Origin of the sequence: Planktomarina temperata RCA23 (assembly GCF_000738435.1) — a bacterium.
GTDB lineage: Bacteria > Pseudomonadota > Alphaproteobacteria > Rhodobacterales > Rhodobacteraceae > Planktomarina > Planktomarina temperata.
This window is the reverse complement of sequence record NZ_CP003984.1, coordinates 2364327-2380613: the sequence shown is the minus strand read 5'-3', so window position 1 is coordinate 2380613 and position 16287 is coordinate 2364327. Positions and strand designations below refer to the sequence as shown.

The window sequence follows — 16287 nt, the reverse complement described above, 5'->3', positions numbered from 1 at the left end:
GAAAAACGACAGCCCGTCCGATATTCGTTTAAACTACGAAAACCTGCCTCAATTAGTCACCATCGAACATTTGATGCCAAGCAAGAAAGTACCTGACGGTGTGATGACCACGCGCAAATTCAAACAGATCCTCTCTTCCATCAAAGAAATTGGATTGATTGAGCCGCTTTCTATAATCCCAACAGATGACCAAAACGAAACCTTCCTCCTACTCGATGGGAACCTACGCGTGCTCGCACTCAAGGAATTGGGCGAAGATCAGGCCCCTTGTCTTATCGCCAAAGATTTTGAGACCTACACCTACAATCATCGCATAAATAGACTGTCTACGGTGCAGGAGCACTATATGTTGCGTCGCGCAATCGACAAAGGTGTCAGCAAAGAGCGCTTAGCACGCGCGTTTAATGTCAATCTCTCAGCCATTAACACTCGTGTGAACTTGTTGCATGGTGTGTGCCCCCAGGCCGTTGAGCTCTTACAAGACCAACAGTTCAACCCAGAGGTCACACGTTTCCTGCGCAAAATGAAAGCTGCCCGCCAAGTGGAGGCCGTCGAGTTGATGATCGCGGCGGATAAAATCACAGGACCCCACGCTGAAGCCCTACTTAAGGCAACACCGCCAGAACAGCGCACAGACACGGCGCCCTCCAAACCAGACATTCCTCAAGGAGATCCGTTAGAAAAGATCGTTAAACTGGAAAAAGAAATGAGCCAGGTGCAAACCAAGTACAAAGATGCAGAGGCCAATTACGGCTCAGACCTCCTTAATTTAGTCGTCGCGCGCGGGTATTTAAGCAAACTGATCTCCACACCAACCGTGAAAGATTACCTAACACAGAACCATCCTGATATTCTCGATACCTTTGAGCTTGTGGTGAATACTGTGAGCATGGACGATGCCGTCAGCGCAGAAGAACGGGATCCAAATACAGGCTCAGACGATGCAGATGCTGACAAAGATGACCCATCAGATGAGCCTTCGGACGATGAATAACAGCATATGTGCTGAAAACCATTCTCGCTATGCCTGTCGTCTTCTTGATTGGGCAAGTCTAAAACTGACGATCTTTATGCAAATAATACACATTTTTTGCTTAAAAACAGACACTTAAGTGCGTAACAAATCAACTCTCGTTTGCGCTCAACGCTCCCATTGGGCGCATGGGCTTCACCTTGTCATAGTCGGCTTGTGAGATGCTGGTGCTGGTAGCTTGAGGCATACCACTCACAGAGTCCTGCGGTTTAGGTGTGTTACGGAACTTTGGAATGGGAGGTGACGCTGGTTTCGATAGCCCTATCCCCTTGCCAGACTTTACAGGCTTTTTCTTCTTCACCTCGCCTGCCTTCAGCCTGCTATCGAGCTTGTTTGCCAAGAAGCTGGCCGTATTCGCAAAAGTCTTTAGATCATCGACTGCCTGCTCAATCGTATTGGATCCTGCGGACTTTTCGATCATGTCAATGAGGCGGCGCATTTCTTCACGATCATCCATGAGCAGCTCCTAGGTTTACATACTGGGGTGGCGCAAAATCACCACCCAGAACTGATAAGTACTTCCCTAGAAAAAACCGCAGTGCAAATTTTTTAGCTGCAAGACCCATTTCGAGCGCTTTCATAGACCCATCCTCTCGGGCTGCATCCACTTATGACGCGCTTTTTGGTCTAGGGCGCCCTCGCTTAGTTTTTGATGTTTTCTTAGCAAGCGTGCCAGGGCTAGATGGTTGCTTTCTCCAGTCTGCTCAAGACGTTCTGCATAATAGCGTAATTTACTCGCAAAGGTTGAAAGTGCGTCTGCGCTTGGGTCAATGTTTTGAATGCGCAAAGTTCGCAGGTAACATTCACTTTTCCCAAGCCAAGCGCGGCAAAACTCCGTGGAATGCTGCACAAGTCCTGCAGAGATAAGTTCGCGGCGCGCTGTTTCTAAAATATGTCGTGACATCTAAAATTCCTCAACTGTTGGGCAGGAGGACCTGCCTCACAGTTATTTATCACTTAAACATCTGTTTTTATGAGGAATACACCTTAAAGGTGTGATGTGTTCTACTTATTGATGTGCGGGCAAACACTGCATGTTAACATGGCATTTATTTACAAGTGACCAAACAGTACTGTTTGAGCAAAGTGGGCAAACAGTACTGTTGCAAACACAGTGTTTGATTAGCGAACCTGTGGATAAAATGCACCCTAAGGTTGTTTATACTTGTTTTAACGGCCCACAGATTTTGGAAACTCACCCTTGCCGACATTCTCAATATACTGCCGCGCTGTGCGTAGATATCGACTGGTCTGATTGGCAATGCTTGTGCGCGCACGGTGATTGTGTGCTTTGACCTGCATCGCCTGTTTGGTCCGCCGTTCACCATATTTGGTCTCAGGCATAAGATTAGGCTTAAGCCCCGCTTTTACACCTAAGTCATATTTTGACATATCGGGATAATACAGGTGCAGATCCCAGAGTGTCAGTGTTTTGTACAGTGTGTGTGAAGAGACATTTTTATAGATTGGGTAACGTGCTGAGGAAGCACGCGTAGATTCATTATTTTTTAAAAGTGAATGTGCGCGTAAGTGCAGTGCTTTAGTCTCTTCGTGGATCTGATTGAAGGGTTTGCGAGGATCAAGCCAGTAGTTCAGGCCAATGCCTGCTTCTTCTGGCATTGCTTTATTCTGTTCTGCAAAGAGCAATTGATGACTTCGCCACCAAGATAAGAAGTCATTGCCAAAAACATTCCCAAAATCATTATAAAGCCACCCCAGTCTTCCATTGCCACTTTGGCGGCATGTGCGTTTGTATGCGGTGTTGCGCCGTAAGAAAGCCCACCACCAGTAATAAAGCGAGGCCATGAAGGCAGGTGCATCTTTATAGGGCGAATTTCTGGGCTCACGGAATCTCGTGCCTTTTAAATCGTCTATATTTGGCGGAGCTGTCATAAAGCTCAGTGGCGATTGCAGCTCAATGGTCGCGTCGTAGACCATAAAACCATCTCCTTCATGATGTATATGGTTTTAGTTTTTCAAGGTTCAAAGTCGATAGCGTGAGTCTCATTCTGTGCTTGTTTGAACCTACATGCCCGCAAATGACTGTTCACCTTAACTTTGTGTCATGAAGCGTCATCCAGCATCAGAGTTTGCAACCACCCCTGTGTTTTCAGGGGTTTCAATCAAATGTTCTGAAAGGAAAAACCAATGTCAGTTCAATCTCAAATTAAACACGACATCCATACGCGCCTCGAGCAAATGTCCGCCGCGCGCGTGGTCTGGGAAGAAGGCACAATGCGTGCCGCCACAACTGAGCTCTATGCAATCTTGGAGCAAATCTACGCACTTTATTCTGAGTTGAAGGCCGAAGTAGGCAAGCGTCGTGCCTTTGCCTCACTGCTCACAGATTTGGATCTAAAAATTCAGGCAAATACCAGCTTAGCACTGAAGGTCATTCGCTATGTCTTTGGTAAAGCAGGTCGGCGTGAGGACTCTTACGCCCGCGTGATTGCGATCGCCCATGACATGAAAGGTCCAGATCAAAGCTTCACCAGCTATGTGCAAGAATGTGGCGGCATTGAAGAGGTGCGCCGTGTTCCTAAGGCACAAAAAGCCAGCACAATGAGCAAGGATGATTATAAAAAGCTAGCGCTTGATGGCCTGGCAGAGGTCCAGGTCGGGGTCAGCACATTTGAGCTTCCTACCTTCATTCAACCAAATACAGACTATGAAGAAGATTATGCGGTTGCTCTTGTGCGCTGTCACGATGATGGCACAGGTACAATTGTCTACGGTTGCAACGAAGCAGGTGTCATTGACGCAGTCCTAGTATCTTCCGGCAAAGATCTGGATCAACGTGCCCAGGATAGCAAAGCGCAGGTTGATGCTGGTGATCTTGCAGAACGACGTGCACGCGATGTCCGCGAATTTACCTCCAAAATGATCACTGTGAGTTCAATGCCGAATGCCTCGATCAATGGAACAGCGATACGCACAAATGGCGCGACAGCTCCACATTATGGCTAAATTAAATTTCAACGGGCGGCTTCAAGGTCGCCCTTTTCCATTTTTCTCATGGAGGCAAACATGTCTTTTGATCTCAAACATCTTCCATCAACTTTTGAGGATCTCGTTATTGCCGATCCGCTCAACGCAGGCATCATACAGCAATACTGTACTGCTATACCCTCAAAGCCCCTATTACTCGTGGGCCCACCTGGCGCTGGAAAGACGGAAGCCGCGCGTGTCATTGCCCAGACATACTTCAAAACCAAAAACATCCAGAACATGACCTGGGAATTCAATGGGGGAAGTTCAGGGAAAGACCTGCAGTCACAAATTATGGCAGAGACTAATTTCCAGCTCTTTGGCAACTCAGATAAAGCTCTTGTGGTGATCAATGAAATCGACACGCTAGATCTTCGCACGCAGCAACCCTTGTTTCGCGATTTTATGGACGCAAAGCGCTCCTACATTCGCTTCATTGCCACCACCAACCACAAATCGCGGATACTCGGTGCCATCCTAAGCAGGTTTCGCGTTGTAGATCTTACCCCACCAACAAACCAAGACTGGGTGCCTCGTGCAAAAGCTATTCTAGAAGACGAAGGCATGTCGCCATCCACTCAAGACGTTGCACTCATGCTGCAGAGTTTTAAAGGCAGTGCTCGAGATTTGATCGATTTGTTGGAGGAGACCGTGATCGGATGGCGCACTGCACAGTCACCGGCGCCAATCACATCACATTCTTCAGGGAGGGCACTCTGATGAAAGATTTATTTGACGAAAAAGGTCTCTACGAGCTGGAGATGTCGCCTGAACAAACTGATTTCTTATGGTTTCTCGATCAGTGTGGATTTGATGTAAAGGTTCGCGCACTACGACACACTGACGTTTTTGATCGTGTGCGCGGTTTATTAATGCACAAAAATGAGCAGGAAAATCTAGCTCTCGAGTCGAGTCTCCATCACAACTTCCTATTAGACGGATACTCTAGAAATCCTTCCCCTGGACACCCAGCCGTGCGAAGGCATTACAATCGCTTCTGGGGGTATAAATTCCCCAGCAATCAAAAGAGCAATTTAATTCATGTAAAATTGCGCCAAATTGAAGCCGGCTTCACACCCGTACTTCCACATGAAAAACTTACTTTGCCAAAAGGAGTGCAAGATACGGGTAGCAAACGTGCACTCATGCTGATGCTCGCATTGCCCGACAGTATCACTGACCGCTATAAGGAATGGGCACAAAACCTGTGCTTTATTGATCAACTTTTAGAACTGAAGCCGGACTACAATCTATTGCATGAGTTGCGCGACGAATATCATGCAGAGTTTCTGAAGCTCTATAAAAGCGAGCTCAGGTATGCCAAACAGCCAGAGTATGGTAGGCGTAAGAATGGGGAAGCACTGGCGTTTTACAAAAAGCTCTTCAAGTTTCAGTATCCGGTAAAGCGCGATATTATTCGGTGTCTTTGTGAAGCAAAGCTGAACGCGTGATGGAACATAATTCAGACAGAAAGGCTTTTGAGGCTTGCATTGTAGAAATCGTGCAATGCTTAGCAGGTCTGTGTGATACTGAAATTGGTATCCACACTGATCTTAACCAGATTGCATCTTTATCTGATCAAGAAGAGAGCCAAATTCTAGGCTATGAAGTCGCACCAACGCCTCAGCATTTTCAATTTGATTGCGATCTCGTTCCCATTGAAGCCGCATATTTAAAGCATAAAGAATATGACCATTATGTGGCGCGTGTCGGGGTGCGCATTCATCTACCTAGTCAGATTGAAAACATCTTGCGTGCGCAGTTCTCAAGCAGCCTCATGGACCAAGTTGATTACGCGCTCACAGGACATTCAGATCTAGAATTTGAGATGGTATACGATGGTCTCTTAGTCTGTTTTTTAACAACGGGATTTGATAATTTTACTGTTGATGGCATGACAGATACGATGTTGCGGCATTCTTATGCGCAAATTGTACAAGACCTAGACCCTGTTATGCCATGGCTCAAGTTTGCGAGGTTTCTCTCACAACAGCACTATAACCGCGAGCAAATGGAAAATATCCAAAAACGACTGCCCAGTATTCTCGACAATGCGCTGCAAAACAAGGGCATTGCAGATGCGCATGTGTTTACGCTTTGTGAACTCAGTGGATCATTTGATCCAGCGCTGCGCTTATTCAAAAAGCGTTATGGTGATCTGTTTGCAGATATTTCTGGTTAGTAATTAAGGAAGATTACAACTCAATATCCGTTGAAGGTTCATCCCTCCGAGCGTCAAAATCCGCGATATCTTCAGCATCTTCAGCCAAAAGCAGATACACAGCTTCATGGACAATATCTGAAACTGAACAATCATCTTGCGCTGCCTTTAACGTTAATTTTTTGTAAAGATCGGGCTCTATATCAATAGTAACCCGCTTTGACAGTTGGCTGGTCATATGTACCTCTCAAAACTAAAAAATTATAACATGATTGAATTCGCCCTCATATCACTGATTTGATACAATTTACCGCATTTGAGCCGGTTTTCTGCGTCTCGTGATAAATAAACGTGTAGGATGGAATAGTTGAACATGCCTCACACATATCGGTAACAGGCTCTATGCATTGGAAGATGCCCCAGGAAGATCCGAACACAGGTCACGCTGTGGCGGTGGATGTTAGGGACGCCCAGCAGTTTATGCCGAGCTGCTAATAAAACAACTGGCGCTTTTTGTCGTATAGCGCCCAAGCAAGAAAACGGCAGGAGTGGGAATACAAGGCTCAAATGAGAACCCCACGCCCGTGTCCACGGTTTGTCATGGCTTTGGATGCACTAGGGTGCGTTGCTGAAAAGGTAGCGCGTAAAGCTGACAGAGTAACCCCAGCTTCCTGTAACAAGGTTGTGCTCATGACAGACGGTAGCAACTCGGATGAGGTCATCGTCATACCAAGGCCGCAGTAAGCCTTGGTATGACTACACAATCTGGATGAGATCCCACTTATATAAATTAACAATCACAAAAGCTGTTTGAGCTTATTAAGTTTGAAATACATGACTGAAGCGGTTTGTGATTGAGCGCAAGCGAATGAACAAACAGCGATAGTCAGCTCGGCGAAGCTGAGCTTGATAGATGACAAATACTATAGGGTTGGAACAGCTCTGACTAAATGATCAGCGCGTTCTACGATCAGCCACATGCATGATGGCATCCAAATAACCCTGTACACTACCACAATCAAAGCGGCGTCCATTGAGCGTGACGGCTTCCACTGCATCTTTAGCGGCCTGTGTGTTGATGGCATCTGCCAGTTGGATTTCTCCACCAGCTCCTGCGGGTTGATTGCGCAGAATAAGCGTATCAATGCCCGCAGCAATCGCTTCCTCAGCCGCATACTGGATCAGAGGTTTGTCCACGATAGGCAGTAGCTCTTTGGGCATGGCTTTGGTCGCGGGCAAAAACCTTGTACCAAACCCTGCGACGGGGAAAACTGCTTTGCGAAGCTTCTGCATTTGGGGCCTCATTATTTTAACCTTAAGTATCCTGTGCCATCTATGATTATTTGAACATAAGTTCAATGCTGTGTGGGTGCCCGGATGAGCTGGACGACAGCGTCCATAATCTCATGTTATCTATATTTCATGAGATTATCGCGTAAGTTTTTGATTTTATTGATGTATGCAGCGGCGCCTCAAGTTGCGTCAAAATCAAATCTCACGATTTGTATTTAATCCAAACAAAACATGAGATTTTGGCCGAATTGGCCTTTTAAAATAAAGTAATTTGAGGGACAGAAACCGGTCGCCCAACCCAAACCTCAGACTTTATAGTGTTTATAGCGAGAAGATGAGATTTGAGGGTATTACGCCATGAGACATGCACAGACACTGAATGAAGCCCAGTTTCGCAAAGTTCTGCACTACTGTCGCACAAGACGACACGCCAATCGTGACACGGCAATTTTTATGGTGAGCTTTTTTGCCGGGCTTCGTGCTAAAGAAATTGCAGCGCTCAAGTTGGGGGACGTGTTTGACGCCGACGGTCGAGTGCGTGAACAGTTTACGCTTGAGAGCGACCAAACCAAGGGTGGGCAGCGGCGCAGCGTGTTTATCAACAAACGTCTCGCAAAAGCATTGGACGACTATGGCCTGGATAAAAACTTTAGCAATTTAGAGCGTCCTTTGTTTGAGAGCCAAAAAGGCGGGCACTTCTCACCAAACACAATGTGTCAGCTGTTTTTGGACATTTTGAAAAACTGCGGCTTTAAAGATGCCTCAAGCCATTCAGGTCGCAGAACCTATATTACCAGATTGGCAAACAAGGGAGTGGGTGTGCGCTTGCTGGCTGCACTTGCGGGGCATTCTCATATCTCCACCACACAAAGATATATCGATGTAAACGCAGACCAGATGAAAGAGGCGGTGGAGCTGCTTTAACTCAGCAGTTTTATCATTGCATCCTCTGACAGGCGTCCGTCTTCAAAAGCTGTGAGCGTGCGCAAGCGTAGGTCTTCGGCAAGTTCAAACCCACTGCGCTCCGCTCCAACAGTAATCAGCAGGGCTTTTTCTGAGAGCTTGCCAACATCAAAGAGATCGAAAGCTTTCTCATGCGCTGATGTTTTAGGGGCAGCGGGCTGATCTGAAGTGCCTGCGGCTTGTGCCGGCACTGTTTGATTGGCAACTGGCGCTTCTTGCAGCTCTCGGTCGCCCTCGGCTTTTGTTGTCGCTTGCTGCGGCTCTGTGGCGGTCTTTGCTGCGTTACGCTGTTCTTGCTGATCACGCCCTGAATGCAGTCCTGGGTTCATGAATGGCGACAGCTTTGAGTAGAAACGGTCCAACACGCCGGTGCTGTTGCCCATCTGCCTGCTGAGAGCGTGGGTGCTGATGCCGCGTTGAAGATCTAATGTGGCGTAGAAATGCCGCCAGCTGTAAAGCGTTCGCTTTTTACCATCGGCGCCATAAACGATTTTGAGAGATTTAAGCAGCGTTTCAAAGTTGCGCGAGAGATTGGGCCGCGCTGCCCGCTCGCCATAGCGGGTGACAAATACATAGTCTTCGCATTTGCTTTCAATTACTTCATCCAGCGTTTTGCCTTTGAGATTGGGATTGAGCTCTAATTGGCGCTCAAGGGGCCTTATAGCGCGATCCCGCGCAATCAGGGGCCGCTGACCCGTCTTGCCTGCCACAAACAGCCCAAGATAGGTCTGATCCTCTTCTTTGATCCACAGCAGGTTTTTCCACTTGAGGTTCAAAGCCTCAGTTCCATGCCGCATGCCGGTGTTGGCAAGAACCAGCACGTAGTTCCTAAGCACTTCACGCGTGGCCTGAGTATTGGGATTGTCAGACGCCTTATGAAACGTCCGCAGTGCCTCATAGATAGTTTTGTATTCTTCTTTGGTAAAACTGCCACGGCTTTCGGTCTTGATACCGTCATTGATGGGCTTGGGTCGAATGGCATGTGTGATCCACCCACGCTGTTCCGCTTCATCTAATACACGGTTCAATGCCGTGTTGTGTGTGTTGATGGTGCTGTGATGCGCTTTGCGTCCCAGCTGTTCTGTGCGCCACTTGCCAAAGTCCACCAGAGCTTTGGCATTGATATTGGCTACATCATATGAACCGAAGAACGGAATGAGATACTTATCAAGGGCAGTGATGTAATCTTTGTAGACGATGTGACCGCTGCCAGAGCGTAGTTCTTCTTGCATCCTGTCTCGTGCAAATTCTGCCACTCGACGAAACTTGCGTGTGCTTTGCGGCAGGTTGTTTTTGAGACGATCTTCAGATGTGTAGAAAAACTTCATCGCGACTTCTGTGGCGCGTTCTATGCTTTCTGTCTTGGTCGAAAATCTATGCCAAGAGCCATCAGCCAGTTTAACCCGTGCTTGCCACTTTGCACTGCCAGGCCTTGTATCCAGTCGAATGTGTTCGCTGACTTTGATGGTTCTCTTGGTCTCCTTCATAACCCAAGTGTACGATCAAAAGTCTCAAAGGAAAACGAAACTTTGCGTCTGTGATTACTGAGTTCGCAAAATCTTTGCTGGCAAACAGCAGAAAAGTGCCGTGCGAGCACAAATTGCTGGCAAACACGGTAAGTGCAATCACTGTGTTCAACACGGTGATTCTGCGCACACATACGCAGAAAACTGTGTATCGACTGTGTATGAGATAATTGTGAGGAAAAAAGCGGCTAAGTGCTTGATTTTATTGGAGGCGGGTACCGGAATCGAACCGGTGTACACGGATTTGCAATCCGCTGCATAACCACTCTACCAACCCGCCTCAATGCCTTCAAACCTTGGTTTTGGGGCGATCACCTGTGCTGCTTTGGCCTTGGTTATGAAGGCGTTTTGAAAGCAGATCGAGTGATCTGCGGCGTTATTGTCTTTTTTACTGCGCTTGTCCAGTCCGCAATTGTGCTCTTTGGAGGCGGAGGGCGCATTCTTTTTCGTCGCTCACTCTGCTCACTGCCGTATGCCGGAAAAGCGTTGGGCCCAGTCATCACGTTGCTCATCGGTGATTTTGGCGAAAAGGTTTTCGGGCACGGTGAACGCATCGCCCGCCGCGCAGCGGGTGAGCGCTTGGGCGAGGTCTTCGGGCCAGCGCGGGTCGGTTTGGCCCATCGCCTGGCCCAGGGTTTGCGCCGCATCTGGGATGAAGGGGGCTGAGAGTTGGCCGTAGAGCGCAATGAGGTTGAGCGACAGGCGGATGATGCCCGCGGCTTCCTCGGGATTGGTTTTATACACGGCCCAGGGTTCTGCGGCTTGCAAATATTCATTGCCCAAGGCCCAGATCGCCCGCAATTCCGCAGCGGATTTGCGCACTTCTACGGCTTCCATATGGGTTTGATAGGCCTCTAGGCGCGTTTGTAAATCCGCAATCAGCGCGGTTTCACGCGGGCCATAGCTGCCCCCCTCTGGCACGGTTTCGCCGAATTTGGAGCGGCAAAATTTGGTGACACGAGAGACGAAATTGCCCAGCACATCCGCCAGATCTTTGTTCACATCCGCTTGGAAATTGTCCCAGGTGAACTCGCTGTCGGAGGTTTCCGGTGCATGGCTGAGAAGCCACCATCGCCAGTAGTCGGGTGGCAGGATCTCAAGCGCTTGATCCATAAAGATGCCGCGCCCCTGGCTGGTGGAAAACTGCCCACCGTCATAGTTGAGGTAGTTAAATGATTTGATGTAATCGACCAGCTTCCATGGCTCGCGAGAGCCCAGAATTGTGGCCGGGAATGAGAGGGTGTGGAAGGGCACATTGTCCTTGCCCATAAACTGCACATAGCGCACGTCCGCAGCGCCTTTATCGGTGCGCCACCAGCGCTCCCAGTCGGCGCCTTTACCGGCATCCACCCATTCGCGGGCGGAGGCGATATATTCAATTGGTGCGTCAAACCAGACGTAGAAAACTTTGCCTTCCATTCCAGGCCAGGGCGCATCGCCGCGCCGGACGGGAACGCCCCAATCAAGGTCGCGGGTAATGCCGCGGTCTTGCAATCCATCACCGTCATTGAGCCATTTTTTCGCGATGGACGTGGTCAGCACCGGCCAATCGGTTTTTTGCGCAATCCAATCACTGAGCTCTTGGCGCAAAGAGGATTGCCGCAGATACAGGTGGCGTGTGTTGCGCACTTCAAGGTCGGTCGAGCCAGATACGGCTGAGCGCGGCTCAATGAGATCGGTTGGCTCCAACTGTTTCGTGCAATTTTCGCATTGATCGCCGCGCGCTTTGTCATAGCCGCAGTTGGGGCAGGTGCCTTCGATATAACGATCTGGCAAAAAGCGCCCGTCCGCGTGGGAATAGACTTGCTGCTCATCGACCTCGGCAATTAAGCCTTGATCTGCAAGACGCCCGGCGAAATGCTGTGTCAGCTCTTTGTTTTGTGCCGATGAGCTGCGACCGAAGTGGTCGAAAGACAGGCGAAACCCGTCAGCAATCTTGGCCTGCACCGCATGCATATCGGCGCAATATTCTTCAACCGGCTTGCCAGCTTTCGCGGCGGCGAGCTCTGCTGGGGTGCCGTGTTCATCGGTGGCGCAGAGAAACAAGACCTCATTGCCTCGCGCCCGATGGTAGCGGGCAAAAAGATCTGCAGGCAGCTGGCTGCCCACAAGGTTGCCGAGGTGTTTGATCCCGTTGATATAGGGAATGGCTGATGTGATCAGGATACGTTTCATAATGCCGTCCAAATAAAGTTGGCCCTATTTAACCCTGTGCGGCCCGAAAGCCCAGCCCTAAGGCTTAGAAGATGAGCCCGGATCGCGCAGGATTTTTGTCAGCCGGCCAAGCATGAAGGAGGTGCGTGGAGCGTAGATGTAGGGTGTTTTGGACAGGGCTGTGTCGCCAAGCAGCAACCGCAACCCGCCGATGGCTGCCAAAAGCAGATGTGCGATGGCAATAAAGATGAAAAAAGAGCCGGTGCCAAATGTTTCAATCAATAGCGCGGCGACGATGGGAGAGGCGATGGCGCCGATGGCATAGTAAAACAAAAGAGCGGCCGAAAGTTCAACACGTTCATCGGTCGAGGCGAAATCATGGGCATGGGCCGTGGCGACGGAATAGATTGGCACAGTGATAAAGCCAAACAGGCAGGAGGCTATGATGACTTGCGTGACGCCGAGCGCGAAAAAGGATAGGGTGCAAGATATGAGCGAGGCAATTGAAATGCCGATGACCACCCAACGGCGATCAAACTTGTCTGCCAGCCAGCCCGCCGGATATTGCGAAATTGCCCCACCCAAAACGTAGCCGGCAAGAAATAGACCGATTTGCGAGGCGTTCAAATTGAGCTCTGTGCCATAGATGGGGCCAACCATTCGATAGGCCGCAGAGGTCAGGCCGCTGACCATAACCGCAAAGACGGCAAGGGGGGAGCGGCTAAGCGCCAAAAGAGGCCGTAGGCGCGGGGCGGCTTTCGTAATCGGCGGGCTGGCTTTGGTCAGGGCAAGCGGCAAGAGGGAGGCACAGCAAAAGAGCGTCAGGAGGTTATAGGCCAGATAGGTCTCAACAGAGGCCAAAGCACCAATCATCATCTGCGCTCCAAGCGAGGCAGAGATATCTACCACACGATAAACCGCCATGGTACGCCCGCGATTGGCATTGCTGGCTTTCGCCTGTAGCCAAGCCTCGACCACCGTATAGCAGCCCGCCACACAAAGCCCTGAGGCGACGCGCATCACGGCCCAGGCGGTGGGGTCTATGAGCAAGGTATGGCCCAGCATGCCAATGGCGCCCATCGCGGTGAAGACCGCAAAAGCGCGTGAATGCCCCACACTGCCCATCACCCGGGGCGCCCACCAGCAGCCGATGAAAAACCCAAGGAAATGCGAAGAGCCCAAGATGCCGATTTGCCCCTTGGTAAAGCCCTGTTCAAGCCCTGTGAGGGCGTCCAAGGGGCCAACCCCACCGGAGGACAGCTGCAAGAGGATGACGGACAAGAAAAGCGCCGCAAAGGATAAAATGAGTCGCATAGCGCAACCATCTGCCGGCTCTTGCGGAGTGGCAAGTGGGATTTGATCCTTGGCATGGATTTTTCGGGCTTGGTCAGGTCTTTGGTGGTGGCTCTAAACTTGGGGGGGCTGCGTGGCAGAGGTCAGCCGATAGCGCCCTTCATGCCGCGCCACATGCCAGCGGCGCGGGGGCGCGCTGCGGCTGCGTATGCGGGTGAGTTGCCAGTGGTCCATGCCGGCTTGAGGGATGGGGCCCATGTGCCAGCGGCTTTCGATGCCCGGTGCACCGCCCGTGCCGGGGGTGAGCAAAAGAGCCAGCGGGGCACAGCCGCCTTCGCGCGCGCCAGTCTCGGCCGCCAGATGCAGGCGCCGCACAGGGGTTAGGGCGGGCAGGCCAGGCAGATCGGCCACCACAAGCGGCACGGCGCTGCTGCGCAGGATCTCTTCAACGCACCACAGGATATCCTCTGCGCGTTTGGGGCTCACAAAGGTCAGACGCCCAGGAGAGAAAAAAGGGATGACCCCCTCTGCGTGCAGCCGATCTGTGCTCCACTCTGGTGCCACCCAAAACACAGGCCCTTGTGTGTTTTGCGCCACCATCATTGCAAAACTGCGCCGAAATTGGCCGCAAGCCTCATGGGCGCGCGCCAGCGTCAGGCTAATGCCCGGCCAAAGCTCCAATAGGGCCGCCTTCGGCCTGCCGACAGATGAAATCAGATTCGGGGCATAGGGTGTCATCTTTATAGGAGTACATTGTTCCCTATTTGTTCTCAAGATATTTTCAGCTTGCAGCTTAACAACCTTCGGCTAACTTACCTGCAACAAGGGGACTGTAGAATGAAAATGAATGAATTGGGTCGCAGCGGGATTATGATTTCCGACCTCTGTCTTGGGACGATGACTTACGGCACACAGACAGATCAGGCGGATGGCTTTGCGCAGATGGATATGGCTGTGGATGCGGGGATCAATATCTTTGATACCGCGGAGATGTATCCCGTCAATCCGATCACGGCGGAGACCCAAGGTGACAGTGAACGCATGGTGGGCGAATGGTTTCAGGCCAGCGGCAAGCGCAATCAAGTGGTTCTGGCCACCAAACATTCTGGCATGGGGATTAAACATATCCGTGACAGAGCGCCGATCACCGCCCGCTCAATTCCGGCGGCGATTGACGGCAGCTTAAAGCGGTTGCAGACCGATGTGATCGATCTTTACCAATTCCATTGGCCAAACCGTGGCTCTTATATGTTCCGACAAAATTGGAATTATGATCCCTCAAAGCAAAATAAAGCCGAGACGATCCAGCATATGCATGACTGCCTGGGCGCGCTGCAAGACGAAGTCTCGCGCGGCCGCATTCGCGCTTTTGGCCTGTCGAATGAAAGCGCATGGGGCACGGCGCAATGGCTGCGGGCCTCTGAGGAGGGGCACGGGCCGCGCGTCGCATCCATTCAAAATGAATATTCCCTGATGTGCCGCATGTATGACACGGATTTAGCAGAGTTGAGTGTCAATGAGGACGTGGGCCTTTTGGCGTTCTCACCTTTGGCGACCGGGTTTCTAACTGGAAAATACGCCGCCAATGCGGTGCCGGACGGCAGCCGAATGAGCGTGTCGCCTGAACTGGGCGGACGCAATACGGCCCGGGCCCATCTGGCGGCCGCAGCCTATATGGAGGTGGCGCAAAAACATGGGCTGGATCCGGTGCATATGGCATTGGCCTGGTGCGCTGGGCGCCCCTTCATGGCCTCGGTCATCTTTGGGGCCACGACGGCGGCGCAATTGGCGCATATCATCGCGGGCAAAGACATTGAGTTGTCGGACCAGGTGCTTGCAGATCTCAACAAGACCCATCGCGCCCACCCGATGCCCTATTGAGCCGGTTAATGGTGACGGCGCAGGGCGCTGATGGATTGACCAAAAGCTTGACGGAAGGCGCGGGCCAGGCTGGCCTGTGAGGTGAACCCGCAGGCCAGAGCGATTTCTTGCACGTTTTGCGCGCTATCGATGGCGCGGCGGCGTGCTTCGGACAGGCGCAGCTCCAGAAAATAACGCCCCGGCGCCCGGCCGGTGGCCGCTTTAAATTCCAGTTCCAATTTGCGGGTGGAGATGCCATTGGCGCGGGCCAGGGCCGCGATTGTCGGCGGGCTGTCGATGAGGTTTTCCATCTGCTTCAACACGCGCGCAATCCGGGGATGTTTGCTGGAAATGCGGGTTGTGGCAATCATCTGCTGTGGTGCATCGCCGGTATGCAGCGGATCATAGATAAAGGCCGAGGCCACGCGCTCCGACAAAGCCCGCCCGTGGCGGCAGGTGATGAGATGCAGCATTAAATCAATACAGGGCGATGCGCCGCCTGTCGTGGCAAAGGGCGCGCTGATGGCATAGCGATCTGGCACCAGATTGACAGATGGAAACCGGCGGGAGAACGCCTCTGCATCCTCCCAATGGCAGGTCGCGCGGTGGCCATCCAGCAGCCCCGCCTGAGCCATGATCCAACTGCCCCCATCAACGCCCCATAGCTGGCAACCGTCCGCGACGTAGCGCCTTAGGGCGGCAATCAGGGGCGGGGTGCATTGGGTCTCAAGGCGAAAACCGGCGACAAGGATCAACAGATCCCCTGCAAACCCACGCAGCTCTTCGGTCTGCACCGTCATGCCCGAGGTGAGATGCACAGGCTGGCCCGCTTGTGATAAAAATTGCCAAGAAAACAGCCTGCGATCGGCCCTGCGGTTGCAGGCGCGCATAGGGTCAACAGCTGCGGCAAGCGACAGCGTGTTGCTCTCATCAAGCAGCAAAAGCCCCACATGCAGCGGCTTGCTACCCGCTTGCCAGATGTTATTTGCGTATTTCATCAAAAATCATTCGTATAT

17 protein-coding genes, 1 tRNA gene and 1 pseudogene are annotated in these 16287 nt (G+C 51.2%); 7 read left to right on the top strand and 12 right to left on the bottom strand.

The window, feature by feature from the left end; genetic code table 11:
* The first annotated feature begins 22 nt into the window (after positions 1–22).
* On the top strand, positions 23–994 hold the full coding sequence (locus RCA23_RS11360) for a plasmid partitioning protein RepB C-terminal domain-containing protein (RefSeq protein ID WP_347721379.1): 972 nt from the start codon (positions 23–25) through the stop codon (positions 992–994).
* Positions 995–1124: 130 nt separating this feature from the next.
* Here the strand turns inward: RCA23_RS11360 and RCA23_RS11355 are convergent, their stop codons facing one another.
* From RCA23_RS11355 to RCA23_RS11345, 4 genes are all read right to left on the bottom strand, one after another.
* Positions 1125–1490, bottom strand: a complete 366-nt coding sequence (locus tag RCA23_RS11355; RefSeq protein WP_044050418.1) for a hypothetical protein — start codon at positions 1488–1490, stop codon at positions 1125–1127.
* Positions 1483–1614 (bottom strand): hypothetical protein, encoded by a 132-nt coding sequence (locus tag RCA23_RS16875; RefSeq protein WP_268870327.1) that lies wholly within the window; start codon positions 1612–1614, stop codon positions 1483–1485. Before RCA23_RS16875 ends, RCA23_RS11355 begins: the two co-directional genes overlap by 8 nt.
* The gene (locus RCA23_RS11350) at positions 1611–1937 is read right to left on the bottom strand and encodes a DUF6626 family protein (RefSeq protein WP_044050417.1); all 327 of its coding nucleotides are present in this window, start codon (positions 1935–1937) and stop codon (positions 1611–1613) included. Before RCA23_RS11350 ends, RCA23_RS16875 begins: the two co-directional genes overlap by 4 nt.
* Before the next feature lie 266 nt (positions 1938–2203).
* Entirely contained in the window at positions 2204–2971 is a 768-nt protein-coding gene (locus RCA23_RS11345) for a hypothetical protein (RefSeq protein ID WP_044050416.1), read from the bottom strand.
* 210 nt (positions 2972–3181) lie between these two features.
* On the opposite strand from RCA23_RS11345, the gene RCA23_RS11340 reads away from it, so the two are divergent.
* From RCA23_RS11340 to RCA23_RS11325, 4 genes are read left to right on the top strand one after another with little or no spacing between them, the layout of a single operon-like run.
* Complete coding sequence (locus RCA23_RS11340) at positions 3182–4000, top strand: hypothetical protein (protein ID WP_044050415.1); 819 nt, start codon at positions 3182–3184, stop codon at positions 3998–4000.
* A 60-nt stretch (positions 4001–4060) separates the two neighbouring features.
* A complete protein-coding gene (locus RCA23_RS11335; RefSeq protein WP_044050414.1) occupies positions 4061–4741 on the top strand; it encodes an AAA family ATPase in 681 nt (226 codons plus the stop codon).
* The gene (locus RCA23_RS11330; RefSeq protein WP_044050413.1) at positions 4741–5472 is read left to right on the top strand and encodes a hypothetical protein; all 732 of its coding nucleotides are present in this window, start codon (positions 4741–4743) and stop codon (positions 5470–5472) included. The genes RCA23_RS11335 and RCA23_RS11330 overlap by 1 nt, the downstream gene beginning before the upstream one ends.
* A complete protein-coding gene (locus RCA23_RS11325) occupies positions 5472–6203 on the top strand; it encodes a hypothetical protein (RefSeq protein WP_044050412.1) in 732 nt (243 codons plus the stop codon). Before RCA23_RS11330 ends, RCA23_RS11325 begins: the two co-directional genes overlap by 1 nt.
* A gap of 13 nt (positions 6204–6216) precedes the next feature.
* On the opposite strand, the gene RCA23_RS11320 is transcribed toward RCA23_RS11325, so the two are convergent.
* Both RCA23_RS11320 and RCA23_RS17010 read right to left on the bottom strand, forming a co-directional pair.
* A complete protein-coding gene (locus RCA23_RS11320; RefSeq protein WP_044050411.1) occupies positions 6217–6420 on the bottom strand; it encodes a hypothetical protein in 204 nt (67 codons plus the stop codon).
* A gap of 893 nt (positions 6421–7313) precedes the next feature.
* A pseudogene (locus RCA23_RS17010) lies at positions 7314–7475 on the bottom strand (sugar phosphate nucleotidyltransferase); the annotation flags it as partial.
* A 357-nt stretch (positions 7476–7832) separates the two neighbouring features.
* Here RCA23_RS17010 and RCA23_RS11310 point away from each other — a divergent pair.
* The gene (locus RCA23_RS11310) at positions 7833–8399 is read left to right on the top strand and encodes a tyrosine-type recombinase/integrase (protein WP_044050409.1); all 567 of its coding nucleotides are present in this window, start codon (positions 7833–7835) and stop codon (positions 8397–8399) included.
* On the opposite strand, the gene RCA23_RS11305 is transcribed toward RCA23_RS11310, so the two are convergent.
* The 5 genes from RCA23_RS11305 to RCA23_RS11285 form a co-directional block, all read right to left on the bottom strand.
* On the bottom strand, positions 8396–9925 hold the full coding sequence (locus tag RCA23_RS11305; RefSeq protein ID WP_044050408.1) for a tyrosine-type recombinase/integrase: 1530 nt from the start codon (positions 9923–9925) through the stop codon (positions 8396–8398). The two genes, RCA23_RS11310 and RCA23_RS11305, sit on opposite strands and share 4 nt — an antisense overlap.
* Before the next feature lie 245 nt (positions 9926–10170).
* A tRNA-Cys gene (locus RCA23_RS11300) sits at positions 10171–10244 on the bottom strand.
* A 182-nt stretch (positions 10245–10426) separates the two neighbouring features.
* Positions 10427–12139 (bottom strand): methionine--tRNA ligase, encoded by a 1713-nt coding sequence (metG, locus tag RCA23_RS11295; protein WP_044050407.1) that lies wholly within the window; start codon positions 12137–12139, stop codon positions 10427–10429.
* A gap of 57 nt (positions 12140–12196) precedes the next feature.
* Positions 12197–13432 carry an MFS transporter gene (locus tag RCA23_RS11290; RefSeq protein WP_044050406.1) on the bottom strand — a complete coding sequence of 412 codons (1236 nt, stop codon included), beginning with the start codon at positions 13430–13432 and terminating at the stop codon, positions 12197–12199.
* Between the two features lie 93 nt (positions 13433–13525).
* Positions 13526–14149, bottom strand: a complete 624-nt coding sequence (locus tag RCA23_RS11285; protein WP_052377149.1) for an ImuA family protein — start codon at positions 14147–14149, stop codon at positions 13526–13528.
* 99 nt (positions 14150–14248) lie between these two features.
* Here RCA23_RS11285 and RCA23_RS11280 point away from each other — a divergent pair, with 99 nt between their 5' ends.
* Entirely contained in the window at positions 14249–15292 is a 1044-nt protein-coding gene (locus RCA23_RS11280; RefSeq protein WP_044050405.1) for an aldo/keto reductase, read from the top strand.
* A gap of 5 nt (positions 15293–15297) precedes the next feature.
* Here RCA23_RS11280 and RCA23_RS11275 read toward each other — a convergent pair whose 3' ends face one another.
* Positions 15298–16269 (bottom strand): GlxA family transcriptional regulator, encoded by a 972-nt coding sequence (locus tag RCA23_RS11275; RefSeq protein ID WP_044050404.1) that lies wholly within the window; start codon positions 16267–16269, stop codon positions 15298–15300.
* Positions 16270–16287: the final 18 nt, after the last annotated feature.